Source organism: Terrimicrobium sacchariphilum, assembly GCF_001613545.1.
Taxonomy (GTDB): domain Bacteria; phylum Verrucomicrobiota; class Verrucomicrobiia; order Chthoniobacterales; family Terrimicrobiaceae; genus Terrimicrobium; species Terrimicrobium sacchariphilum.
The window spans coordinates 1138062-1163819 of the sequence record NZ_BDCO01000002.1 but is presented as its reverse complement, the minus strand read 5'-3'; the positions used below and the strand labels follow the sequence as shown (position 1 = coordinate 1163819).

The following is a 25758-nucleotide window of genomic DNA, read 5'->3' as shown; positions in this document are numbered from 1 at the left end:
AAACCGGTGGTTATTTATCAGTCGCGATTTTCCGGCGCACGGAGTGCCCGTCCTGCCATTCGCCGCTGACGAGGATCAACTCTGGAACCTTGGGAATATCGGAGTGGTTCAGGTAAAGCTCCCTGGCCAGGGTATTGATCACCGAGCGACCCACCTCGTGGCTTCGCAGATTCACTCCGGCGAGAGGGCTGTTCTCTTTCTTCGCCAGATGGACAAAATCGATCCGGCTCGCCTTTTGCGATTTCATGGCGCGAAGCCATCCGTAATGCTCATCAGTCAGCGACAGGATCACGTCGGGCTGGTGACGTCTTACCCAAAGCTCAAAGGCCTTGCGATCCAGCTCCGGCGCCTTGCTTTCGATCAAAGGCACCCGCAGGTCGGGAGCGATGCCTTGCTGCCATGCCAGAAAGCGACCGGACATGGCGAAGCGAATCCCGGGGTCCAGGAATGGCGTCAGAGCCAGCCCCGGCCGCCGGTAGCCGAGGGCAACCACGTGCTGAATGGCGGTTTTCATGGCCTGGGCATGATCTGAGGCCACGCGATGCACGGGCAACTCCTCCGAATGGAAAGCCGCCGCGACAACAGAGAAATGCCTCCAATCCATCGCGGGATACGGCTGATGCAACGGACCGCCCGGAAACAAAATGATGCCCTTAATGCCCCGGGTCCTGAAAATGCGGGTCAGTTTATTCCCTTCATTCTCAGTGCCAGCAAGGGGCACCTCCTCCACGCGGAATCCCAACTCGGCGGAGCGCTCAACGAGTCCATTCCATAGCCTGGAGTAAAAATAAAAATAGTCATCGAACTTCCAGCGGTTTTGCAACACACCAAACTTTGTCAGCACGGCAAGCGTGCCTGCCTCCGAATGGCCCGGCTTTCTCCGATAAGCTATTAGGGATGAAACGAGCGGGTTGGGCTTGTACCCCATTTTTCTGGCCTGGAGAGTGACCCGGGCGCGCATCGCCTCGGAAATCCGGAAATCGTTGCGCAGCGCGAGGGAGACCGTGGCGACGGAACAGCCAAGGGCAACGGCAATATCTTTCATCCGGACCTCTGGCTGACTCTCCGACATCTGTTTTATGATTTAAACAAAAAGCGATTTGAATCAAGCCGATAGGAGACCTATAGCAAACTTCATAAAATCCTCCCCACTAAGGAAATCAATGAAACGTGAGATTCCCCCAGTCTGGCTTTGCTCCTCCCGTCGGCCGACCCCCCAGGGTCTCAGGATCGTGAAACGCGCGGAAGGCAGCGGTCTTCCGACTCTCTCGAGTCCCTGCCATCGCGCCTGCCGCCGGGGATTCACTCTGGTCGAGATCCTCGTCTCTGTCGCCATTATTGCGATCCTGGCGGCACTCGTGCTGCCTGCCTTCAAATCGATGAGGACCCATGCGCAAGCTGCGAGATGCGTAAGCTCGATCCGTAGCTGGGGAGTCGCGATGCAGCTGTACGTACAGGAGAACAACGGGGTCTTTCCCAACTCCAAGTATCCAACGAATACGCACGGGATACTGGCGAAATATCTTTCGATGCCGGAGAACATGACACCAAGCCAGCTCGACGAAAAAATCGGGTGCCCCGATCCGGACTGGAAGTATGGCTTTAACTCCCTGCTCTCCGAGCGCCCGATCTCAACGGTATCTCAGCCATCCAGGCAAATCTACGCGATGGACCTGTGCTCCAGCGCAAATGACAACCGCTGGATCGATCTTACAGTCCTGGGATCAAAAGTCGTGGCTCTCCGCAATGCGATGCCCAAGCCTCACTCCCGGAAAGTCTGCGTATTGTACGTGAGCGGAGGAGCCGGGTTGAAACTCGTAAGCGAGCTCTATCGATCGGAAGTCACGCGAGACACGCCCAGCTATGTTTCTTCCGACGACACGACGCCGATAGGAAGTCCCGACTTCGATCGCTGATCGAGCAACGGGAAGGCCGGCTCAGTTCCCTCCTGCCGGAGAGAACGCGATTCACGAAAAGAGAAACGCCCCCCAGAGCCCGTAAACCACAGCTGCAATGTCTATTCTGGATTGGATCGTTCTCTCAATACCGCTCACCATCGTTTTATCGGTCGCGGTATTGACGCAAAAGTACATGAAAAGCGTCGCCGACTTTATGTCGGGAGGACGAGTGGCGGGACGTTATCTATTGACCATTGCCAAGGGCGAGATGGGAGCGGGAGCAGTCGTCTTCGTCGCCCTGTTTGAAAAGATCGCCCAGTCCGGATTCACAACCAACTGGTGGATCTGGCTCCAGATGCCGATCCTTCTCGTCGTCGCGATCTCGGGATTTGTGATCTACCGGTATCGAGAGACGAGAGCGATGACCCTCGCCCAGTTCCTCGAGATACGATACAGCAAGCGTTTCCGCGTCTTTGCGGGCGTGCTGGGTTTTGTTGCCGGGATAATGAATTTTGGCATCATCCCGGCTGTCGGCTCGCATTTCATGGTCTACATACTGGGCCTGCCGCGAGAGATTATCCTGTTTGCCTATCCTGTTCCGACATTCGTTCTCTTGATGGGGGTATTCCTCAGCATCACGCTCCTCGTGACGCTAACGGGAGGGTTGATTACGATGATGGTCAGCGATTGTATCGAGGGAATCCTGTCCCAGTTGTCCTATCTGGTGCTGATCGGGGCGCTTCTCCTGATCTTTTCCTGGGATCAAATCGCCCAGACGCTTTCCGCCCGGCCGCCGGGGCAATCCATGGTCAACCCCTTCGATTCTCAAGGGATAAAGGATTTCAATATCTTCTACGTCATGATGATGACCTTTCTGACTGTCTATGGAACCATGGCCTGGCAGAATGCGAGCGCGTATAACTCTGCGGCTCTGAATCCGCACGAGTCCCGGATGGCATCCGTCCTTGGTCGCTGGCGGGAAATGGGAAAGATAGCTGTCATCACCTTGCTCGCGGTCTGCGCGATCACATTCCTGAAGCATCCGGACTTTGCCACGCAGGCAGCGCCCGTTCCCGCGATCGTCGCGCAGATCCCCGAGGCTCAGATCCAAAAGCAGATGGAGCTCCCGGTGGCGGTTTCCTTTCTGCTGCCAGTGGGCATCAAGGGGTTGCTGTGTGCGATCCTGGTGATGGGAATGATCGGCGGAGACTCGACGCACCTGCACTCCTGGGGAAGCATCTTTGTGCAGGATGTGCTCATGCCGTTTCGCAAGAAACCGCTGGCCCCCCGTCAGCACATAAGAGCCCTGCGACTATCGATCGTGGGGGTCGCCATATTCGCCTTTTTCTTCGGGATGCTATTCAAGCAGACGGAGTACATCATAATGTGGTTCCAGATTACGACGGCGATCTTTGTCGGTGGAGCCGGCGCGGTGATCATAGGAGGGCTGTACTGGAGCCGGGGGACAGTCCCTGCCGCCTGGGCCGCGATGATCGTAGGGTCCACGCTCTCTGGTGGCGGGATCTTGGTACGGCAGATCTATGGTCCCTCCTTCCCCTGGAATGGCGTGGAAATCGCCTTCTGGGCGTCTTTGATCGCGATTGCGACCTACGTGGTCGTGTCGCTGCTGACCTGTCGCGAAAGCTTCAATATGGATCGGATGCTGCACCGAGGCCCCTATGCGGCGACCATCGAGAAAGCCCCGGCTGAGAGTCCGGCAACCCCGGAACGGAAAATTTCCCTGGTCGGCAAAATCGTGGGTATCGACAGCAATTTTACCCGAGCCGACAAATGGATCGCCGGCTCTCTCTTTGGCTGGGGAATCCTATGGTTCGCGGTGGTGATCATCGGGTCGCTCTGGAACATTGTCGCTCCCTGGCCGGAATCGGTCTGGCTATCCTATTGGCATGTAGTCGGGATCGCCGCTCCCATCTTTATCGCGCTCGTGACCGGTGTCTGGTTCACGTGGGGCGGCATTCGCGATATGAAACAGCTCTTCATCCGGCTGCGACTTTCGCACGTAAACCCGCTCGATGATGGCACGGTCATAAACCATCAAAACCTCGACGAGGCAGGCGCTGAGTCACGCATGGAATACCCGACCAGTCAGGCGAAAGAATGAAACAGGGGAAAGTAGCGGCCAACATCGCCCCCGCGAACGGTGTATCGAGGAGGAGCGATCCGTAACAGCCGCTCCATCGAGCACGACGAGGCGAGCACATGGACGGTGGAGCAGGATCAGGGAATTCTCATCAAGTCGGTTCTCCCGTGCCTTCCATGATGCTACGGTAGGCCAGTTGATCGTGGTAAAGGCGGTGAAAGACCTTGTACTTGGCGGCGTGATATGCGGTCGCCCGAGGGTCGGGCTCGATGATTTTCCCGGGACGGGACATGGCACCCATGGCGGATTCCAAGGACTCGCAGGCCCCTGAGGCGACTGCACCCAACATGGCGGCACCGAGCAGGACTGCCTCTGCTTCGGCAGGCAGGACCAGGCGACAGCCGGTGATATCCGCATGCTGCTGGAGGAAGACGGGATTCTTGGTGCCACCGCCACAGCAAAGCAGGGTGTCGATGCGGTACCCGGCATCATTCATGGTCTCGATAATATGTCTCGTGCCATACGCGATGGCCTGAATCGTCGCGAGGTAAAGCAGAGCGAGATCGTCGATGCCAGCCGAGAGCCGCAGACCGGAGATCATCCCGAGAAGATGGGGGTTGGCGCGAGGAGAGCGGTTGCCGTGAAAGTACGGGCATACATGCAGTTCCTGCGTCAGCGAGGCAAGGAAGCCACCCTCGGCCAGAGCATCAAGGCGTCGGTTGAGAAACTCGTAAACAGAGCATCCCTGCTCCCGGGCCGCCTCCTTCGCGAGAACTGATGCGCCGTGAGTCGAGATCACATGGTCCACCAGCGCACCGGTGGCCGACTGGCCACCTTCATTGAGCCAGTAGCCGGGAACCATCGCGGACCAATACGGCCCCCACACGCCGGGAATGGGTCGTTTCGACCGGGACACCACCATATGGCAGGAGGACGTGCCACCGATCAGCGCAAGACGCCGGTCCAGTTCTCCCTCCGCCTCCCCAGGCAGCTTCATCCCAATCATGCCGACGCCTCCGGCATGGGCATCGATGATCGATACGCCCACCGGGGTCCCGGGAACCAAGCCGAATTCCGCGGCCGCCTGACTGCCCAGCCCCTCGCCCACGGTTTGGCCGATGGGCCGTATATCCGTGCCGATGCGGCTGTATCCTTCAGCGACGAGATCCCCAAGGCCGATGGTCTCGAGGAACGGGGCGCACCACCCGCTTTTCCCGGCATCCGCCTCGTGAGCCAGATAGGTCCATTTGCATGCCATGGAACACATGGACCGAACAGTCGAGCCCGTCGCCCGATAGGTGAGGTAATCCGGTAGATCGAAGAAATATCTGGCGCGGCTCCACGACTCCGGCAGGTGGGTCTTGAGCCAGAGCAGCTTGGGCGTCTGCATCTCGGGGGAGATCTTGCCGCCGACGAATTCATACACCGGAAAATCACCTGCGGCGTTGACCCGGTCGGTCTCGAGCAAGGCCCGATGATCCATCCAGACGATGATGTTTTGCTCGTCCCGCCCGTCCGGGCTGACCGTGACCGGGCGCCCGTCGGCATCCACCGCCACGAGGGAACACGTGGCGTCAAAGCCCAGGCCCGCGACCTCCTCCGGTCGCACGCCCGATTTCTCGAGAGCCGCGCGGACACATTCCACGACAGCCGACCAGATATCCTCGGAGGATTGCTCGACGAAATCCGGAGCAGGCCGCCAGACCCTGATCTCGCGGCTGTGATGGGCCACCAGCGCACCCTCGGCGGTAAACAGGCCCGCCCGTGCGCTCCCCGTCCCGACATCGATACCGATGAAATAGCTCATGGGGCGGCATCTTCTTGGAAACGGGATGAAATCGATATACCATTTTACGACATTTATGGGTCGTTTTGCGCCATACCGCATCGCTCTCCTGCTCGGCCAGGACCTGGGATATTGCCGCGACGTGCTTTCCGGAATCCTGGCCCATGCCGAAGCAAACCGCCTCAACTGGACCTATCATGAAGACTCGCCGGACAAGCGGGTGCTCCCCCTCCTGAAGCGATGGAAGCCCGACGGGATCATCGCTCACCTCTCGGACAAAAAGCTCGCGAGGGGCCTGATGCGGCTCGCCCTGCCGCTGGTTTCCATCACCCATACGTTCGACGAACCCGGCGCGCCGGTCATCGACGTGGACCATGAAAAGGTCGGCGAGGAGGCTGCCCGGTACTTTTTATCCCTGGGGTATCGCTCCTTTGGCTACTACGGCAGCCGTGAAGCGGCATTCTCACGACGGAGGGAGCAGGGCTTTCGCCTCGCGCTGGAGCGGCAGGGCTTCTCGATATCCCCATGTCACGCCGAGTTTTTCCCACGCATCCCGATTACGGAAAACTGGTCCGACATGGAAAAGCAGGCCGCCCGGTGGCTGCACCGCCTGCCCAAGCCCGTGGCGATCCTGGCATCGAACGATCTGCCCGCGCGAACGCTGTGCCAGATCTGCCGACTCTCCGGCCTGCGGGTTCCCAAGGATGTCGCCATCCTCGGTGTGGATAATGACTCGTCCGAATGCAGGCTTTCCTCCCCACCCCTCTCGAGCATAGCCATACCCAGCCAGACCATCGGACAGCTCGCGGCAGAGATGCTGGATCGGATGATACGCAAGAAGCGGCTCACCTCCCGGGCAGTCTTTCTGCCGCCGCAGGGCGTAATCGCCCGGGAATCCACCGGTTTGCGCTCCACGCTCGAGCCGCGCCTGCGGGACGCTCTCCTCTACATCCAGGAGCATGCCGGAAAGGAGATCACCACAGGCGAGGTCTGCACCTTTCTGAAAATGTCGCGCAGGGCGGCGGAGCGGCTTTTCCATGACAAGCTGGCCTCCACGATTCACGGCGAACTCCAGCTCGCCCGTATCCGGCTGGCCCAGCAGCTTCTCCTGAAAACAGAATTCACCATCGCCGAAATCGCTGAACGCGCAGGGTTCAACAATCCCCGCCGTTTCCATCGGGTATTCAGTCAATACGAGGATTGCAATCCGTCCGATTACCGCCGGGGCCTCGCGGGGCGCTAAGTCTCGCCAAACGGGAGGCGGGCGGGAGCCATCGGTCCTGTCGCGGAGGTCTTCCTATTTCTTCCGAGGTACCGCGGGATGGTCGGATGAGTGGACCTTCCCGAAGCGGCGGCGGTAGGCCATCGGGGACATGCCCTCCACGCGGCGAAAGACACGCCCCATGCGGTCCTCGTTGGGAAAACCCGCCTCGGCGGCGATGTCCCCGGCTTTCCGACGCGACTCGGTGAGGAGTTTCTTTGCGGCCTCCAGACGCTTGTGCTGGATCTCGTCGGCAATCGTCCGGCCCACGTGCTGGAGGAAGGCATCGTGCAGCCAGCGGTAGGAGATCGGGACGATCGCCGCCGCCGTCTTGGCATTGATCCTCCGGGCGTAGTTCTGCCAGATGTAGCGGAGCACGGTGGCAACATGCGGGTGTGCGATGGCAAGAATGTCGGTGCTCTGGCGCGTGACGATGCCTGCCGGGGGGATGCGCACGATCTTGCGGGGGAGCAGCTCCCGGTTGAGAAGCTGATCGAGCATCGATGCAGCCCGGTAGCCGAGCAGCTCCTGGTTGATGTCGATGCTCGAGAGCGGGACCGGAGCAAACTCGCAGCGCAGTTCATCATTATCCATCCCGAGGACGGCGACCTGCTCGGGCACCATGATATTCTGCTCACGGCAGGCGTAGAGTACATCGATGGCGGGATCGTCGAACTCGCCAAAGAGCGCGACCGGCTTGGGCAGGTTGTCGATCTCGCCGGCGAGCCAGTCCAGCAACCGTCGCTCGTCATGTTCATTGGCGGGGTAGTGCCGGGAGTAGCGGGTTTGCCTCGGCATGGCGCTGGCCGTGGGCCAGTCGAGGACGAAGCATCGTCCGCCCGCTCGACGTGCGGCCTCGGCAAAGGCCCGGCAGCGGTGGCGAGAGGTGAGAGCGTTGGACTTGAGAAAGAACGCATAGTTTTGAAACCCGCGTTTCTGGAAATAGCCCGCGGCGAGTTTCCCGATCGCCTGGTCGTTTTGCATGACGGCAGGCCGGTTGAGAATCGTCCCCCCGATGTTCACCACGGGCAGCGTGGTGCGGGCGATCATCTCATGCAGGCTGGAGTCCCAGTGCAGGCTGCAGATGATACCGTCGCCGTGCCAGTCCTTCGGCACGAGTCCATGGCGAGTCATGCTCGAGTCGAGTATCCAGCCCGCCTCGCTGGCATACCGCGCGATGCCGCGATGAATGGCGAGGGAGTACCAGTTCAGAGCGACCAGGATGACGGGTCGATGTGGAGACAGGTGATGAGGAACGCCGCTCATGCGTGAAGGCCGTTAGTTCATTTTTCGACGATAAAAGTGCAAGCAAATGCGGTTGAAAACAGCACTTTTCGCAGGAATCCTCGCCGCACCTTGCTCCTCGTCCAAAAAAAATACCGCAGTCGGATGAGCCAGGGAGCCAGAGATCTTTGCCCCTCTCCCCAATGAACGTGCTGACAGCCAGCCCCTCGATCCCGGTCTCCGACCGCATCCCGCTGCCCCAGAAGGCGGCCTTCAGCTTTGGTATCTGGGCGGACTATCTGTGCACGACCCTGCTGCTGGGTTCCCTGTGGATGCCGTATTTCAACATCGGGATGGGTATCGATCCGGCAAAGCTCGGGATCGTGCTAATGATCCTCCAGGCCTGGAATGCGGTGCTCGACCCGGTGATGGGCAATGTATCGGACAACACCCGGACGCGCTGGGGCAGGCGGCGTCCGTTTCTCGCCGCCGGGGCGTTCCTCACCGCGATGGTGTTTCCCTGGCTGTGGCGGCCGCCTGCATCGCTGGGCGAGACGGGCACCCTCGTTTATCTCCTCGTGGTGGGCATGGTATTCTACACCTGCTTCTCCTGCTGGGCGATGCCGTACTATGGGCTGCAACTCGAGCTTACGCCCAACTACGATGAACGCACGCGGCTCTCCGCATGGATGACTTTCTTTGGCAAGATGTGCGGCCTCATCGGGAGCTGGGCGATGGCGTTCATCTCCGGCCCGCTCTTTGCCCATCCCGAGACGGGAAAGCCCGACCTCGTTCACGGCATGCAGGTGAGCAGCTGGTTCATCGCGGGCATCATCCTCGTCGTGGGCCTCATGCCAGCTCTCTTTGTGCGGGAGCGGTACTATCAGGCGGAGACCCGCACGCAGGCGCGAGACCCCTTCTGGCAAAGCATCCGCGAGTCCTTCCGGTGCAGACCGCTCTGGCTCCTGATCGGCATGTCGTTCTTTCTGGTGGTGGGGAGTTCCTCCGTCAGCGCCCTCGGCCAGTATGTGAATATTTACTATGTCTGCCATGGCGATATCGCCGCGGCCTCGATCATCGGCGGATGGAAGGGCAGCGTGATCGTGGTCACCGGCATCCTGTGCATCCCGTTTTACACCTGGCTGGGCGAGCGCCTCGACAAGAAGCAGGTGGTGGGCATCATGCTCCTCATCAGTCTCATCGGGCACCTCTCCAACATCGTGCTGATGAATCCCCATCATCCCTATCTCCAGGTCATTCCGGGCGTGTTTGAGTCTGCGGCGATCTCGGCGATCTGGCTCTTCGTACCCTCGATGAAGGCCGACATCGCGGACTATGACGAGCTCCAGACCCACCGCCGACGCGAGGGAGCGCTCAACGCCTTTTACTCCTGGTTCATCAAGGCGGCGCTCACCTGCTCGATGGGCCTGGGTGGGCTGGTGCTCTCGCTCTCGGGTTTCGATGTCAAGCGCGCCAGCGAGCAGCCCCCCGAGGTGCTGCACTCGATGCTGCTGCTCTATGTCGGCCTGCCCGTCCTGATCTGGAGTGCAGGGCTGCTCTTCGTCTGGCGGTATCCGCTGGATCGCATCCAGCTGGGCGTGATCCGCCGGCAGCTCGAAGCCCGCCGCGGCGCAATGTAGCCGATGCCTTTCCCTATGAAAAAGACCCACTTCACCTCTCAGCTTGGCAAGCTCCAGCGCAAACACTCCGCCCTCCTTGCACGACGGAATCCCATCGATCCCGCGTGGTACAACGGAGTCTACAGTCGATACACCCACCCCGTGCTCACCGCCGATCATGTGCCGCTCGACTGGAGGTACGACCTGAACCCGGGGACGAACCCTTTCTGCCAGGAGCGTCTCGGGATCAACGCCGCCTTCAACGCGGGGGCGATCGAATGGAAAGGACGGGTGCTGCTGTGCGTGCGCGTCGAGGGGTGGGACCGCAAAAGTTTCTTTGCCATGGCCGAGTCAAAGAACGGCATCGATGGATTCCGTTTCTGGGACGAACCCTGCGTCATCCCCGAGACAGACAGTCCCGACACCAATGTCTACGACATGCGGCTCGTGCAGCATGAGGATGGATGGATATATGGACTCTTTTGCACCGAACGCCGGGACCCGAAAGCCCCGCCGGCCGATCAATCCAGCGCCATCGCGCAGTGCGGCATCGTGCGCACCCGCAATTTCCAGGATTGGGAGCGTCTCCCCGATCTCGTCACCCCCTCGGCACAGCAGCGCAACGTTGTCCTGCACCCGGAGTTTGTACGCGGCCAGTATGCACTCTACACGCGGCCGCAGGATTCCTTCATCGATGCAGGCTCGGGAGGTGGGATTGGCTGGGCCCTCTGCCGTTCCCTCGACAAGCCCCGCACGGGCAAGGAGGAAATCATTGATCCCCGGGTGTACCATACCATTAGCGAATTGAAGAATGGACAGGGACCCGCTCCCATCAAGACCCCCGAGGGTTGGCTGCACCTCGCACACGGCGTGCGCAACACGGCCGCCGGTCTACGCTATGTGCTTTATCTGTTCCTCACGGATTTGACTGATCCCCGGAAGATCATTGCGCGTCCGCAGGGGTACTTCATCGCGCCGACAGGCGAGGAGCGCATCGGCGATGTTTCCAATGTCGTCTTCAGCAACGGCTGGGTCGCCCGCAAGAACGGTACCGTGCTGATCTATTACGCCTCGTCCGACACGCGACTCCATGTGGCGAGCACTACGATCCCGCAGCTCCTCGACTATGTGAAAAACACCCCGGCCGACGGCCTGCGGTCGGCTGCCAGCGTGCAGCAGCGCATCGCCCTCATCCGAGCCAATCGTCGATTCCGCACGAAATCGCGCCGCAACGTTGCCTAACCATCAAACCCGCCGCGCTCCCTAGCCGGGCGCGGGACAGCCAGAATCGCTGCAAACCAAGGCGGGCTGGTGATCGCGGAGGAGTGCCGCGTATCATCAGCCCGCTTTTCCTTGCCCAAAACAAGGGGGAAAAGAGGGCTTTTGTTCAAACAAAATATTGAAATACCCGTGTCGGCTGGCGGCGACCTCTTTACTTTGTAACTACCCGTTTTAACCTTGTGACAGATGGAAGGCGTTTCGTGACGAGGCCCCATCCAGGTCGCCGCAAATTTACCAGCGTGACCCGGGAGGCGGTGCTGCGAGGTGCTCTCCGATGACGACATATCTCCCCAAAAATTCTCAGGTGATGCCTGAAATTATTTAAACAAATCGACGAAAATCCCGGATTCGATTCCAGCAGTGTCTGGTGTTTGAAAAATTTCCATAGGATATTCCCATGCAGCTTTCCCCCATGATTCCTCCCACGAATTCAGATGTGGTTCTGTGTCCCTTGATGGCTAATTCCGTCGAAAAAAACCGGATATATCGCAGCGTCGCGCCGCGTCGGCGTGATGCGGGATTTTCCTTGCTGGAATTGCTCGCCGTCATTGCGGTGTTTGGCATCCTGGCATCGTTCACCATGCCAGCGGTATCGTCGGTCATGCGAGCCTCCGACCTGCGCACCGGAGCGCAGATCCTGAGCGAGCAGCTCGGGCTGGCCCGGCAGATGGCGATCGCAAAAAACCGCAGCGTGGAGGTGAGGCTCTATCAATATGCCGCCTCGCCGGAAACCGGCGACGGAAAGTACCGCGCGCTTCAGACCTTTGAGATCCTCGACTCCGGCACGGCATCGCCGCTCAGTCGTGTGTATCGTCTGCCGTCCTCGATCCTCATCGACTCCGGAACCTCCGATTCGCAATCCACTCTTTCCTCGATCATTACGGCCACGAGTAGTGGAGGACTCTCCCCGGCGGTGGCCAGCGGAGCCGAGGTCGGGTATTCGCTGCCGGAAATTGGAAAATCCTATCGATGCGTGAAGTTTCGCTTCATGCCGGATGGTTCGACCGATCTTTCCCCGTCGAGCGCCTCATGGTTTCTGACTTTGCATCATGCGTCCGAAGGTGATGGCCTGGCCAAGGCGCCCTCGGACTACTCAACCGTTCAAATCGATCCGGCAAATGGGCGGACACGCATCTATCATCCTTAGGCATCGTCGCGGCGGAGCGGCGCGCCGGGCCTTCAGCCTGGTGGAGGTCACCATCGCCATTGGCATCGTGGCATTTGCCTTTGTCGCGCTGGTGGGAGTGCTCCCGGTCGGGCTGCAGACGTTCCGCCGTGCGGTCGACGCCTCGATCGGGGCGCAGATCACGCAGCGCATCCTCAATGACATTCAGCAGACGGATTTTGACGTACTCGTCGGGGGACATACCTCGCCGTTTCTTTTCCCTTCCACGACGCGGTACTTTGATGACCAGGGTTCTGAAGTCACGATGCCATCTTCGGCAGTCTATCATGTCAAGACGTGGATCAATCCCACCACCGACCTGCCGGGAGGCGGCTCCACCCCGGCAAGCAACGGCAATCTCGCGACCGTGACGATCCAGATCGTCAATAATCCCGGCAATCGCTCGCTGGCCACCGATGGCTCAACCGGGATGTGGAATGATCGATCGGTGGGCATGGTGACCACCGAGGCCTTTGTCGCGAAAAATCGATGAGTGTCGTGTTTGCAGCCGACCCGCATCCCCGGCGACTGCGGGGGTTTACCTTGATCGAGCTGCTCGTCTCGGTGGCGATCCTGGCGCTGCTGCTCCTGATCATCGCATCGATCATCGACGCCACCCGGAAGACATGGGGATATGCAAGCGGGCGCATCGAGGAGTTTCGTGGCGCGCGGGAGGCGTTTGAATCGATCACGAGCAAGCTAAGCCAGGCTACGCTCAATCCGTATTGGGACTATGATAATCCCAACAATCCGACCACGTACTCCCGGCAATCGGAGCTAAGGTTCCTGAGCGGACCGGCCTCGAGCATACTCTCCAACCCGGATGCGAAGACTCACGGAGTGTTTTTCACCGCCCCATTAGGCAATGTCAATGACACGAACTACTCCGACCTCGGCACCCTGCTGAACACGTGCGGATTTTTTCTCGAGTTTGGCAGCGACAAGGACTGGCGACCCGGCTTCGTCAACCAGGGAGCAAACCCTCCCCGGGAAAGGTATCGCTCCCGCCTGATGGAACTCGTGGGCCCGGCCGAGTCCTTTTCTCTCTACGATGAGGCCCAGAAATCCTCCGGCGGCAATGCGGGCTACAATGGCGTCTCGTGGTTCAAGTCGGCCGTCGATGGCACCTCGCCGTACACGGCGTCCACCCGGCCGGTGCGTGTGCTGGCGGAGAATGTCGTCGCCCTCATCCTCCTCCCCAAACTCTCGAGCCAGGAGGATACGACCGGCACCAAGCTCGCGCCGACCTATCTCTACGACTCCACGGTCGGGAAGTCAGATCCCACGATCAACTCGAAGAACCAGCTGCCGCCCGTGGTCCAGGTAACCATGGTCGCGGTCGATGAAACATCCTTCAACCGCCTGCAAACCGGAGACTCTCCACCCAACATGGGGCCCATCTATGCCGGCTGCGAATTCTCGAATGCCAACATGTACGACCGTGACCTGAAGCAGCTCGAGAGCAACCTGAAATCACTCAACCTCAGCTACCGGATCTTTACCATGAACGTCGCCCTCAAGGCGGCGAAGTGGAGCCGGGAGCAGTCCAACTAGCTCTGCCATGAGAACTCCCCATCGAGGCGACGGAATATTGCTCTCTGCCGGGTATCACACACGGGGCATGGCCCTGGTGCTCGTGCTCGCCTTCCTGGTGCTCATCACCGCGCTCATCATCGCCTTTCTCTCGAACGTCACGACCGAGCACTCCGGCGCCAAAGGTTACGCCGACGGCGCCCGGTCGAAGCAACTGGCGGACTCCGCGGCGCAGATAGCCATCGGGGCGATCCAGGCTGCGACCTCTCACGGGGTGCAGGAGACGTGGGCCTCACAGCCGGGAATGATCCGGGTCTACGATCAAACAGGCGCAGCCAAGGCGTATTACAAACTGTACTCCTCCGACGCCATGGTGGTGCCCTCCTCGCAGGTCGCCTCCTTCACGCCGGGCGTGTCGGATGTCAATACGCAGTGGAGCACCAAGCCGGCACTTTATACGGACCTGAACAGCCCGGTCGTCTCCGGGAACACCGCCGTGTTTCCCATCCTCGACGGCAATGCCATTCGCTCGCTGTCAAAAAACCGCGCCGGAGCCAGCGTGCCGGCCTACCTGGGGTACGATGCCGATGGCGACGGGCTGCCGGATGTCGAGGGCTTCTCGGTCGATCCGTCCAAGGTGAGCTACAGCCCGGGCAGCGCCATCTCGGTAACCAACACGCCGGTGCCGATGCCGACGAAATGGCTCTACGTGCTCCAGGATGGCACGGTCACGGTGGCAGACGACACCAGCAGCACCACGGCAACCTTTGACAACGCCCCGGCCTCGAAGCGCCCGACCGCCAGCAATCCCATCACCGGACGCATCGCCTTCTGGACCGACGACGATACCTGCAAGGTCAACGTCAATACAGCCTCCGAGGGCACGTACATGGACATGCCCCGCTTCCTTTCCGACGAGGACACAACGACTCTCTCGCTGAACCAGCCGATGAACCGGGAGTTTCAGCGTTATCCCGGCCACCCGGCCATGACGAGCCTGAGCGTCGTCTTTCCCACGCTCACGGCAAACCAGATCTACGCGATCACGCCCCGCATCGTCGGCGGAGGGTCGCAGGGCGGCACCGTACAGACGGTGAAGACCGGAGCGTCCACCATCCCGTCGCTCTCCCTCGACTCGGATCGTCTCTATGCCACGATCGACGAACTGATCTTTGCCCCCACTCTCTCGGGGTCCACCCGAGCCCTGCAGGGGCTGACGAAGGAGCAGCTCGCGCGGGGGCGCTTCTTCCTCACGGCGAACAGCCGCGCGCCCGACGTCAATCTCTTCAACAAGCCACGGGTGGCCATCTGGCCGATCAGCAGCAGCACAGGCGCCAGCAATCGCAGCGTGTTTGACCAGCAGATCGCCTTTTGCTCCACCATCAACGGATACCAGTATTTCTTCCAGCGCAGCACCGATCCGGCCCAGCGCGGCAGCGAAAGTCCCACCATCGACCTGCCCACGGCCAGCTCCGTCAACGGCCTCGGCCGCAATCGCATGCTCATGGATTACCTCCGCCATCTCACCTCGCAGCCCATCCCGGGATTCGGAGGGGATTTCCAAAGCAAATACAACACGCAGAACTCCTCGGGAGCCACCGACTGCGACCAGATCCTCACCGGGATATTTGACTACATCCGCAGCGCGAATCTCTACGACACCCGGGTCGCCAATCCCTTTGCCCCCGGTGATTCCACAAAGCTCGGGCAGGGACAGGTAATACCCATCGTCGATAAAAAGACAGGAACGAAGGGCTTTGGGCGTTTCCCCACGGTGAGCAAGGCTTTCCTCATGTTCATCGGGAACGCGGAAAACTCCCCATCGCTCACTCCTCCCGTGACGATGAATGCCTGGAATGCCAGCTCGAACCCCACCGGAGTAAAGCCGGGCAACATCCGGGTGCAGGCCGGGTTGTTCCTGGAGTTCTTCGACCCATCGCGGGGCTTCATGCACATTTATCCGAAGTTTCAGGTGAAGATCGACGGGCTGAACAATTTCCAATGGGGACCCGTGACCGACCCGACCACGCCAACGGTCCCGATGAAGGGGTTCCCCTCCTCGGCGACATTCAAGGCCTATCCCTCCGGCGGGTGGAAATCGTATCCCTTCACGGTATGGGATGCGCTGGTCAACGAGACCTTTGTCGGCGGCCTGATGGGCTGGGCTCCATTTGTCGCCAGCAAGGGATCGGGCACACTGGGGACCACTTCCCAGGACGTCTATCCCTTCATCGCCTACACCGAGACGGCGTCGGATTTCCCAGTCGGCGGCAAGTTCAACTTCACCGGCGGTACCATCACCGTCACCATCCTCGACAACCAGACCCCCGCGAACGAAATCCAGAAACTGACGATCGACATCCCCTCCTCCCCGGCTGATGGCTGGCCGGTGCCGAATCTCCCCCCGGTCAACACGGTGGTCACTCTGACCTCCCCGCGCCCGGAGGATGGCGGACAGGTCGTCTTCGGAGACTTTCGCACCTTTGTCGGGCCGAATAACGCGGCGAATCACTACGGAGGCCGTCTCAATGCCCGCGGTGATCTCGGAAATACCGGGCAACGGCAAACGGTCTCCTGGATCCTCGGGCGACGGGAAGATGGCAAGTACACGGATGTCGTGCGGAGCGTGGAGGTGGCGGAGGGCGACACCCGCATGGTCGCCGCCCAGAGCAATGTCCCATCGTCCTACTTTGCCAGGAACGTCAACTATGACAGCCCGAGCAACTTCATGGCGCATTCCCTGCGCACGGCGATGAACTACCCGTACTTCGGCGCGACTCCCGGGAAGCTGCTCCCGATCAACCCGTCGGGATACGTAACCTATCCGCAGACTTACAGCATCGGCACCAGCAGCAATGGCAGTTTTGACTCCTATCGTCCCTACTCGCAGATGCAGGTCGCCTATGATTTCGGCTATCGCGCGCCCAATGACGCGGGCGTACGAATGGGAGGAGGCAATAGCACCGTGCTGGGCGACTGGGATAATGGCTTCGGCTATATCTCGGACGGGCCCTATATCAACAAGGTGGATGAGGGAGATGGCCGCGCGAGCAGCACGAGCACGCCCTACTACCAGTATCATAGCACCTCCTATGACACGACGATGACGCTCTTTTCGCCGAACCGGCAGATCCCCTCCGCCGTGGCGTTCGGTTCCCTCCCCAGCGAGGTCTTTGCCAACAAGCCCTGGCAAACGCTGCTGTTTCGCCCGCTGCCACAGGGTCATCGCGGCCTCGGCACGCCGGTCTCCGGGCCTCCCTTTACGGTGCCGCCGGACTATCTGCTGCTCGATCTCTTCAGCATGCCGGTGGTGGAGCCGTACCCGATCAGCGAACCGCTCTCCACCGCGGGACGGATCAACATGAATTACCAGATCGTGCCCTTTACCTATATCAATCGCGATACGGGCATCCGCGCGGTCCTGAAGTCGGAGAAGGTTATCGCCGTGGCCGACAGCGATGTCACCCGCTACAAATCCTACTCCGGCAACAAAGCCGCCCTGCCTGTGCGCTATCCGATCAATGCGGAGGAGACGCTCAAGGGCTTCACCGAACGTTTCGACCGGAAGGACATCTTCCGCTCCGCGGCGGAAATCTGCGGCATCTCGCTCGTGCCCAATGATCCCAACAATGCGAATGCCACCTACAACGGCATGGCGGCGTATTGGCTCACCCACCGGCCAACCGGCGACAACAGCCGGGAGCGACCCTACGCAACGATCTATCCCCGGCTGACGACAAAGTCGAACACGTACACGGTGCACTTCCGTGTGCAGACGCTGAAGAAATCCAGCCGCACCGATACGGGCACTTGGGTCGAGGGCAAGGATCTCGTCACCAGCGAGTACCGGGGGTCGCAGGTGATCGAGCGGTACATCGATCCCGCCGACACGCGCATCCCCGATTATGCATCGGCTTCCGTCTATTCCTCAAACAACTCGGCGACCGACCCGACGCTCGACTCGTTTTATCGCTTCCGCGTACTGAGCGCGAAACGCTTCTCGCCCTGACGGGTTGCCGCCGCCCGGGAACCATCGCGGCGACGATCCGGGCTGTGACTCATCCCGCCAGTCACGAGGGAGAAGTGTTGTGGATTTTCGCGCCGCCTTTTCTTCGCATCCAGGAATTCCTCGCCGGGCGGGGCCATCGTAAACGGCTTCAGCGCCGGCAAGCAGTTTTTCTGTGATGTGCCGCCGAAACGAGAGTTTGACGCGCCGACCTCCCTCGCCGACGAAGGCTGGATCACCCACGGCGGAGCGTGGCTCTCCGCCGTGAGCAGATTGTAACGGGGGGACCCCGGCTTAAAACCGGGTCACAGTACCCTCGCCGTCGTAGGCAGCGTAGATGACGCGAAGCGTATTCTTCACGTCCTCCAGGGTGGAGACAGGCTGCCTGCCAAGTCGCACGGCGTCAACGAAGGCCCGAGCCTGGCCCTTGAAGGAATCGCCGTACTCGACATCCCCGTCGATGCGCTCGCCATTATGGTAGAGGGCATCGGTGATGATGAGGTTGCCCTTTTCGCCGAGGATGCGTATGCCACTGATCCCCTGGTCCATCCCGGAGGCCCAGGATTGCAGGATCACTCCCACCGAGCCGTCGGCAAACTTCACGCTGACCTGAGCCGTGTCCTCGCCCTCCATATTCACCAGGATCTGCCGGGAGCAGAAGGCCTGGAGCGCGACAGGCATTCCCAGCAGGTAGATCATCTGGTAAACGAGATGATGACCGCTATCCATCAGCGCACCGCCCTTGGAGAGGGACTTCCTCGCACGCCAGCCCGTGGCGTGAGCCTCGCTGATGGTGTGGCTGGAGATAAATGAGGAGGAGACGAGACGACCGAGCGCACCGCTCTCGATGATCGCCCGGGCCTTCTGCACTGCTCCGCGATAGACGAAGTTGTGACCGGGGAAAACCACCTTGCCGCTCGCCGCGGCGAGGTCGCTGATCTGGTCGACCTCCGCGAGGTCGGTGACGACAGGCTTCTCCACGAGAAGGTGCTTGCCCGCCTTGAGACCTGCGAGGATCTGGGCATGGTGAAAGGGATTGATGCTCCCGATGATGAGGGCATCGAGGGAGGGATCATTCACCATTGCGTCAAAGTTTTGATACACGGGAATGTTCCACTCGCGGCACTTCCTCTCCAGTGCAGCCTGGTTCTCCGTCGCCCGCGGGTCGCTGGCCCCGGAGTCATTCCGGCACATGCCGGCAAACTCCACCTCGGGCAGGGTGATAAACGCATTGCGGTGCCAGTCGGCGATGAAACCGGCTCCCACCATTCCTATTTTTAGCTTTTGCATCGATTGTTTGGTTTGAAAATAAACGTGCTGCGCCGGGCCGGGTGGAACTGGCCGGGGCGGAGCAGACCGGGAGAATTTTCTGACCCGTGGGGAGGGCGCGATGGACCTACGGCGTGGCGAGGAGTTCGCTCGCGCGAGGTGCGGATGGCGTCGGAGGCTGGGCGTGAAAGGTGATCCCGTGCGCGTGGCGGGTGACGAGATCGAGATCATCGGCGCTGCGCACCAGTTTTCCGCCGAGCACGAAGTTCTCCACCGCCACCCCTGTGACCGGGTGGTCTGCGTCGTACCCGCTGATAATGCTAACGGTGTAGCCGGGATTGTGAACGCTTTGCAGGGCGTCGACATTGCGGATCTGGATGTTGCGGACAAAGCCGCGCTCGGCGTCGACGTTCCACCGCGAGCGGAGGACGCGGAAATCGATCAGAGTATCAAAGTGATGCTCGATGCGGATGTCATCCCAGACGACATTCTCAACCCGGGCGCGATCGCCATTGTGAATGCCGAAGACCGAGCCGAACTGATGGACCGCCAGGACGTCGATATTCTCAAACCGGATGTTGCGAATATGTTCGGTGATCGTCTCGTAGCCGATCTCCATCGCGGAGCCGCCATGCGTATTATAAAGCATGCATCCGCTTACGACGACATCCTCGACCGTGTGGTCCCAGTCCTCGTCTGGGAACCCGAGGGGAACGCGCTCGTCCTGCCCGGACTTGTTGCAGATCGCCTTGATGGCGATGTTGTCGTCGCCGTTATGCAGGCAGCAGCCGGAGATGCGCACCCTGCGCGAACCTGCGATATCGATGCCATCGGAGCTCATGTCGCCGGCGATCTGGCGGATGCCCTCGACCGTGATATCCTCGCTCGCGCCGAGGACCAGCATCCAGCTGGTGGGACCCAGCATGAGAATGTCCTCAACCACTGAGTCGCTGCAATGGTCCAGGACAATGGACTTGCGGCAGCGGCCCTCGTGCTCCGGCCAGTATCCGCCATCGAGTATGCCGTAGCCGCCGATGTGAAATCCCGAGCCATTTGCAGCGCGAATGCTGCCACGCACCACGGCACCCGCCTCGATCCAGCAGGTTTCGCCATCCCTGAGCACGACCAGCCCGGCCTCATGCACGGCACCGCTCCGGAAGACACGCACATCGGGACCCTGCGGCGCCGGACGGGCCGGGGCGAGTGCATACACGTACAGCAGGTTGCAACCATCGACCTCGACCTGGAGTGCCTGGGGACCCGGGGCAACGAAGCGGATACGATTCCCCTCGACGCGCGGTTCGATGCCGAGGCGGAGCGGGCGCACCTTCACATCGGAGGGGGACTCGCTGCAAGCGATCTCCATCGTCACCGGGCCGTCGCATTCAAAAGAGGTGTGATCCGCAGACGGATGAGCGAGCACATCGAGCTCCACCCCCTGGGCCGTGGCGCGGAAGTGAGTGGAGCGAGGCAGCGAGGAGGGGTAAAAATGGGCCAGGGGATTCATGGGTATAGGGTGAGAAAATGGTCGATTTCCGAACGAAGGTGAATCGAGGGCCGGACGGCGAGACGGCTCACCATGTCCACCTGGCGTGCACCGTCGAGAAGCGCCCGCTCCCCCGCGGCCAGCCCGACGGCATGCGGCTCGATGCAAACCCTTGCGACGGGATAGGGACGCAACTCCCGGCCCTCTTTGCGCAGCGCGGCCTGAGTCAGGGAGGGAGCGAGAAGGGCATGGTCGAGACGACCAGCGGGAGCTGCATAACCAAGAGCGGACATCTCCCTGCATTCTGCGAGCGCCTCTCCCCATGCTGAAATCCTAAACAAGACTCCGGCCGCAGTCTCTCAGCCGAGTGTTCGAACAAACTCGCCATCCCTCCCCGTACGACTTGGCAAACAGTCAGTCCTCTTCCGGTTCCGGCCGGAGCGCGGAGACGGCCAGCACGCCGAGCGTGGTAGGCTTCTCCGCATCGACTGCGATCTCCATGTGAGTGATCGTGCGACCCGGGAAAGGATTCCTCCATTCCAGCGTATAGAGATAGACGTTGCGATCGAGATACTCGGTCTTTCCCTCCATCACCGGGGCTCTCCAGGCGTGGGGAAAGTCGAGATGCGGAAAGTCCGACCACCAGTCCTGGATATTGGCCTTCATCGCCTCCTTTTCAAAATTCCGCGTATCTCCATCCGGCGGAGGATAGCCCAGCGAAACGAGCGGCACGGAGCCGAGGTGCCTGCGGCCGGCATAGAAGTCATATTGCGCAAAGGGCGAAAGGTATCGGCTGTAGCCGCAGCCGTGCAGGATGTAGATGGCCAGCGCGGTCGTATCGATCGGGATGCGCAGACGCGATGGCAGGACTCGCGAATTGCCGGTCTTGTTGGACGTGGAGCGAAAGACGATCACACCACAATCCTCGCGCGCATGGCCTCCGAGAACTTGAAATGGCACGCCATGGATCTTGTGCCTTCCGGTGGCAAAGTTCGTCAACGGCAGGTCGCCAAGCCACCCCTTGCGAAAATTCAGCGGGCGATTGACGAAGGCCTCGATATCAATCTGCTCGAAACGCGATTCATTGGCATTCGAGGTCAGCGGATAGCGGCGATTAAGCATCCGGGTGAAATCCTCCGTACTACCGGACGGCGCCGCAGCCAGATCCGCAGTCAACACATCAGCGCGTCGGGAGGCCGAGGCCGTCCGGACCGGCATGGGACCGGGAGCATCGGTCGACGCCCTCCGGATGAGATGAGGCTGCACGCGAATCCTGGGCGCGGAGGAGTGGCTGCGGAGATCCTGTCGCCTGCGCGTGAGCCTTTGCGCCAGGCCAAAGATCACCTCCTGCATCAGCGGAGCGTCAAAGGAGATCGTGGTGACCGGAGGATTCGTCACTGCGAGATGAGGCAGGTCGCCGATGCAGACCACCGCGAGATCCTGCGGCACACGCAGTCCCTTGCGCGACAGGCGCTCCAGCAAATGAGGAACGATGGGATCGTGCTCGGCGTAGATGACGAGCGTTGACACGCCCCGCCAGTCGCTGTCGAGCTTTTCGACGATCATCTGGATGTCATCCTCGCGCCCGTCGGAGTAGTAGGCGATACGCCGGGCCGTGGCAGCCAGCCCTTTCTGAAGCCTCAGGGATTTCCAGGCGGACAGGATCTCCCGCGCGGACTCCGAGCGTGGCGAGATCGTGAGCAAGCCCATTTCCTGGTGTCCGTTATCCCGGAGATGAGATACGGCCAGCTCCACCGCCCGTGTATAGTCGGGATCAACACAGGGCAGGCCGGGAGCCGCCTGCCGAACGCTGATGGCCGGAATGTCGTGCGAGAGAAGCTTCCTCACCGCAGGCTCCCAAAGAGAGACGGTCATGAGATGCGGAGGCTCAAATATCACGCACTCCGTCTCCGGTGTATCGAGCTGATAGAAATAGCTCAACGCCTCACCACCGGAGTCGTACGGGTGAATCCGCAGATCGATACACAACTCCTTTGCCAGCTTCATGTAGCCCTTGGTAAAAAACGACCTCCGCGCGATGACCAGGTCGCAGGCGAAGCGGCTCTCCAGCGGCTTCTCCGAGCCAGCGTAGAAAAGTTTATATCCATCTCGGCGCACCACGCCCTCACCCAAAAGGCGCGACATTGCGCGATTGATGGCATTGTGCTTCAAGCCGAGTTCCCGGGCCAGCACGCGCTCGGAGGGGAGTCGGTTTCCTGGGGAGAGATTTGAAGATTCCAGCCAGCGTCGCAGGGTCTGGACGGAGTCCGACAGTATTACGCCATAGGACATTTGAGCGACCATTAACGCAGTGCATCAGGGTGCGAAAGAGAATTCCCGGCGCAGGTGCGTGGAAGACCGATTTGTTTAAACAAATTTCTGAAAATGCGATTCTCGCGGGTACTTTGGGCTGTCATGTCGTGCGCGATGGGAGTTCCTTCTGGCTTAACGAACACCCCCTTCCCGATTCGCTTATGAAACTTCGCGCCATTAGCTTAATGATGCCTCTCCTCCCGTTGTTGTCCGCCGCGGCTCTCGCGGCTTCCCCCTTTGAGGTGTACTCCTCCAAGAGCGGCCTGGCCGATGGCTGGAAGACCTCGTCCTGGTCCGGCCCGACGATCCTCCAGGTCGACGCGGCAGGCAAGCGCGCCACCGTGCTCGAGGTGAGCATCCAGAATGGCGTCCAGCCATTCGGGGGTGTCCTGCTCTCGGCCAATCCGGGCAGCGGACTCGACCTGACCGACAAGCTCCGCGAAAGCGGCATGCTGGAGATCACCTTCAAACCCGGCAAGGACGCGCAGGGGCAGGCCGCAAGCGCGCCGCAGCCGGTGCAGGTGGCCCTGTCCTTTCTCACAAAGGAGGGCGAGACCGTGCATGGCAAGTTTAACGTAAAGAGCGACATCAGCGCAGCGGAGGCAGGCAATACCATCAAGATGAGCCTGCCCGAGGCGCTCAAGGGGCTGGCGGACCAGGATCAACTGGCCAGCATCTCCGCCGTGCGCATCCAGTTCTTCGGGCCTCCGGTCGCCGGCTTCTCGATCGTCGATTGCGTGATCAAGGAGTGACCGACCGCTGTCGTACCGACCCCGTACTTCCCCCTGCGAAATGCTTATGAGACGACCATTTTGGATCGTGCTATGCCTTGGTCTTGCCTTCCCTGCTGCGATGGCCGTGGCGGAGGTCAAGCTGCCCGCGATTTTCTCCGAGCACGCCGTGCTCCAGAGGGCCGCACGCGTGCCGGTCTGGGGCAAGGCCGATGCGGGTCGCGAGATTACAGTCTCGCTGGGCGGGACGGTGGCGAGAACCGTCGCGGATGACAAGGGGCGCTGGCAGGTCGCGCTCGACCTGAGCCAGAGCGCAGCCGGGCCGTTTGATCTTGTCGTGCAGGGCGAAAATACCGTCACCATCCCGGATGTGCTGGTCGGCGAGGTCTGGCTCGCCTCCGGCCAGTCCAACATGGAGTGGACCCTGGCCAGAACGCCGGAGGCCGCAAATGAATTGGCTGCTCCGACCAATTCACAGTTCCGTCTGTTCGTCGTGACCAAGGCCGAGTCCGCCATTCCGATCAAGGGATACCAGGGCAAATGGGTGATCGCGGGGCCGGATACCATCGCCAGCTTCTCCGCTGTCGCGTACTATTTTGGAAAGTTCATCCAGGAGGGCGTCAAGGCTCCGGTGGGCATGATCCTTTCCGCCTGGGGAGGCACTCCGATCGAGACATGGACGAGCAAGGAAGCGCTGCTTTCGGACCCCGAGATCGCCTCTGGCATGGAGAAACGGGACGAGGATCTGCGGACATATTCGCGCCGCATTCGCGAGTACCTGCTGGCCATGTCGGAGTGGCAGGATGCCAACCAGCGGCAGGATCAGCCCGCCGGGACGGTGCCCGATGACGACGAGAGCTGGCAGCCCGCAACAGTTCCCGGCAAGCTCGGAGACGCCGGGGCAATCTGGCTGCGCCGCACGGTCGAGATCACTCCCGAGCAGGCAGCCCGGCCTTTGCTGATCTCTGTCGGCGAGGGGACTGCGGGCATCGAGGAGGTCTTCTGGAATGGCAAATCCATCGGTCGTTTCTCGCTTGAGGAGGCGGCGAAGTCCCGCGCCCCGCGGCGCTACACCGTGCCAACCTCCGCCCTCGCACCGGGGGAGTCCACTCTCGCCATCCGCTTCACTCATCCAGCCAGCGACCTTTCGGTTTCCTATATCACCATCGGAAGGCCCGCGATTCCGGGGTCATGGATGAAACGCGTCGAGCAGCAGTTTCCCGCGCTCAGCGCAGAGGCTCGCGCCGCGCTTCCTCCTCCTCCCGGAGTGGAACCGATCTCCTGGCAGGCACCGAGCCATCTCTTTAATGCCATGATTTATCCCCTGATCCCATACGCCATCCAAGGCGTCATCTGGTACCAGGGAGAGAACAACATCGAGCGGGCCTATCAGTATCGCAAGGCGCTGCCGCTGATGATCACTGATTGGCGAAGCCGGTGGGGGCAGGGCGACTTTGCCTTTTACATCTGCCAGCTCGCCAACAAGAATGACAAGCCAACGGCACCAGGAGACTCCAACTGGGCCGAACTGCGGGAGGCACAATCCCTGGCGCTCTCACTGCCAAATACCGGTGAGGCCGTGCTGATCGATCTGGGTGATTCGGTGAATATTCACCCCCGCAATAAAAAGGATGTCGGCGCACGCCTCTCCGCGCTCGCTCTCGCCGGCACCTATGGCCACAAGATCGTCGGCTCCGGCCCGGTCTATCAGTCGATGAAGGTCGACGGCGACAAGATCCGCCTCACCTTTAGTGGCACCGGGGGTGGGCTCGTCGCCAGGCCCCTGCCGGAGACCTATAGCGTCGATTCCGAGACGGGAGCAAAAGCCCCGACCGTGCGCAACAGTTCCTCCGAGCTGGAAGGCTTTGCCATCTGCGGCGAGGATCGCAAGTGGAAATGGGCCGACGCAAAGATCGAAGGCGGCGAGGTCATTGTCTCATCGCCGCAAGTACCGTCACCCGTCGCCGTGCGCTACGCCTGGTCGAGTAACCCGACCTGCAACCTTTACAACGCCGAGGGATTTCCAGCCTCGCCCTTCCGTACCGACGACTTTCCGATCACGACCCAGTCCGCCAGGTACTGAGA

General features: G+C 60.8%; 18 protein-coding genes. 11 read left to right on the top strand and 7 right to left on the bottom strand.

Annotation, left to right across the window (positions count from 1 at the left end):
* Positions 1 to 10: 10 nt before the first annotated feature.
* The gene (locus TSACC_RS05705) at positions 11 to 1045 is read right to left on the bottom strand and encodes a LacI family DNA-binding transcriptional regulator (protein ID WP_075078428.1); all 1035 of its coding nucleotides are present in this window, start codon (positions 1043 to 1045) and stop codon (positions 11 to 13) included.
* A gap of 187 nt (positions 1046 to 1232) precedes the next feature.
* On the opposite strand from TSACC_RS05705, the gene TSACC_RS05700 reads away from it, so the two are divergent.
* Together TSACC_RS05700 and TSACC_RS05695 are read left to right on the top strand one after the other, a co-directional pair.
* Positions 1233 to 1916 (top strand): type II secretion system protein, encoded by a 684-nt coding sequence (locus TSACC_RS05700; RefSeq protein ID WP_169809545.1) that lies wholly within the window; start codon positions 1233 to 1235, stop codon positions 1914 to 1916.
* A gap of 97 nt (positions 1917 to 2013) precedes the next feature.
* Positions 2014 to 4020 carry a sodium:solute symporter family protein gene (locus tag TSACC_RS05695; protein WP_075078426.1) on the top strand — a complete coding sequence of 669 codons (2007 nt, stop codon included), beginning with the start codon at positions 2014 to 2016 and terminating at the stop codon, positions 4018 to 4020.
* A gap of 130 nt (positions 4021 to 4150) precedes the next feature.
* Here the strand turns inward: TSACC_RS05695 and TSACC_RS05690 are convergent, their stop codons facing one another.
* Positions 4151 to 5806 carry an FGGY-family carbohydrate kinase gene (locus TSACC_RS05690; RefSeq protein WP_075078425.1) on the bottom strand — a complete coding sequence of 552 codons (1656 nt, stop codon included), beginning with the start codon at positions 5804 to 5806 and terminating at the stop codon, positions 4151 to 4153.
* A 55-nt stretch (positions 5807 to 5861) separates the two neighbouring features.
* Between TSACC_RS05690 and TSACC_RS05685 the strand changes: the two genes are divergently transcribed.
* Positions 5862 to 7028: an AraC family transcriptional regulator gene (locus tag TSACC_RS05685; RefSeq protein ID WP_075078424.1), complete on the top strand. Its 1167-nt coding sequence runs from the start codon at positions 5862 to 5864 to the stop codon at positions 7026 to 7028.
* A 54-nt stretch (positions 7029 to 7082) separates the two neighbouring features.
* On the opposite strand, the gene TSACC_RS05680 is transcribed toward TSACC_RS05685, so the two are convergent.
* The gene (locus tag TSACC_RS05680) at positions 7083 to 8312 is read right to left on the bottom strand and encodes a substrate-binding domain-containing protein (protein WP_075078423.1); all 1230 of its coding nucleotides are present in this window, start codon (positions 8310 to 8312) and stop codon (positions 7083 to 7085) included.
* Positions 8313 to 8473: 161 nt separating this feature from the next.
* On the opposite strand from TSACC_RS05680, the gene TSACC_RS05675 reads away from it, so the two are divergent.
* From TSACC_RS05675 to vccA, 6 genes are all read left to right on the top strand, one after another.
* Entirely contained in the window at positions 8474 to 9910 is a 1437-nt protein-coding gene (locus TSACC_RS05675; protein ID WP_075078422.1) for an MFS transporter, read from the top strand.
* A 15-nt stretch (positions 9911 to 9925) separates the two neighbouring features.
* Complete coding sequence (locus TSACC_RS05670; protein WP_101927824.1) at positions 9926 to 11131, top strand: glycoside hydrolase family 130 protein; 1206 nt, start codon at positions 9926 to 9928, stop codon at positions 11129 to 11131.
* Positions 11132 to 11624: 493 nt separating this feature from the next.
* Positions 11625 to 12317: a Verru_Chthon cassette protein D gene (gene vccD, locus TSACC_RS05665; protein ID WP_169809543.1), complete on the top strand. Its 693-nt coding sequence runs from the start codon at positions 11625 to 11627 to the stop codon at positions 12315 to 12317.
* On the top strand, positions 12289 to 12828 hold the full coding sequence (gene vccB, locus TSACC_RS05660; RefSeq protein WP_075078419.1) for a Verru_Chthon cassette protein B: 540 nt from the start codon (positions 12289 to 12291) through the stop codon (positions 12826 to 12828). The genes vccD and vccB overlap by 29 nt, the downstream gene beginning before the upstream one ends.
* The gene (vccC, locus tag TSACC_RS05655) at positions 12825 to 13889 is read left to right on the top strand and encodes a Verru_Chthon cassette protein C (protein ID WP_075078418.1); all 1065 of its coding nucleotides are present in this window, start codon (positions 12825 to 12827) and stop codon (positions 13887 to 13889) included. Before vccB ends, vccC begins: the two co-directional genes overlap by 4 nt.
* A 7-nt stretch (positions 13890 to 13896) precedes the next feature.
* Positions 13897 to 17877, top strand: coding sequence for a Verru_Chthon cassette protein A (vccA, locus tag TSACC_RS05650; RefSeq protein WP_084400220.1), 3981 nt, complete (start codon positions 13897 to 13899; stop codon positions 17875 to 17877).
* 291 nt (positions 17878 to 18168) lie between these two features.
* Here vccA and TSACC_RS05645 read toward each other — a convergent pair whose 3' ends face one another.
* The 4 genes from TSACC_RS05645 to TSACC_RS05630 all read right to left on the bottom strand — a co-directional run bounded on the left by TSACC_RS05645 (position 18169) and on the right by TSACC_RS05630 (position 22933).
* A complete protein-coding gene (locus TSACC_RS05645) occupies positions 18169 to 19164 on the bottom strand; it encodes a Gfo/Idh/MocA family protein (protein ID WP_169809542.1) in 996 nt (331 codons plus the stop codon).
* Positions 19165 to 19270: 106 nt separating this feature from the next.
* Positions 19271 to 20650, bottom strand: coding sequence for a glycosyl hydrolase family 28 protein (locus TSACC_RS05640; protein WP_075078415.1), 1380 nt, complete (start codon positions 20648 to 20650; stop codon positions 19271 to 19273).
* Entirely contained in the window at positions 20647 to 20922 is a 276-nt protein-coding gene (locus TSACC_RS22080) for a hypothetical protein (protein WP_075078414.1), read from the bottom strand. The genes TSACC_RS05640 and TSACC_RS22080 overlap by 4 nt, the downstream gene beginning before the upstream one ends.
* A gap of 121 nt (positions 20923 to 21043) precedes the next feature.
* Positions 21044 to 22933, bottom strand: a complete 1890-nt coding sequence (locus TSACC_RS05630) for a substrate-binding domain-containing protein (protein WP_075078413.1) — start codon at positions 22931 to 22933, stop codon at positions 21044 to 21046.
* Positions 22934 to 23127: 194 nt separating this feature from the next.
* Here TSACC_RS05630 and TSACC_RS05625 point away from each other — a divergent pair, with 194 nt between their 5' ends.
* Both TSACC_RS05625 and TSACC_RS05620 read left to right on the top strand, forming a co-directional pair.
* Entirely contained in the window at positions 23128 to 23694 is a 567-nt protein-coding gene (locus TSACC_RS05625; protein WP_075078412.1) for a hypothetical protein, read from the top strand.
* Positions 23695 to 23740: 46 nt separating this feature from the next.
* On the top strand, positions 23741 to 25756 hold the full coding sequence (locus TSACC_RS05620; protein ID WP_075078411.1) for a sialate O-acetylesterase: 2016 nt from the start codon (positions 23741 to 23743) through the stop codon (positions 25754 to 25756).
* Positions 25757 to 25758: the final 2 nt, after the last annotated feature.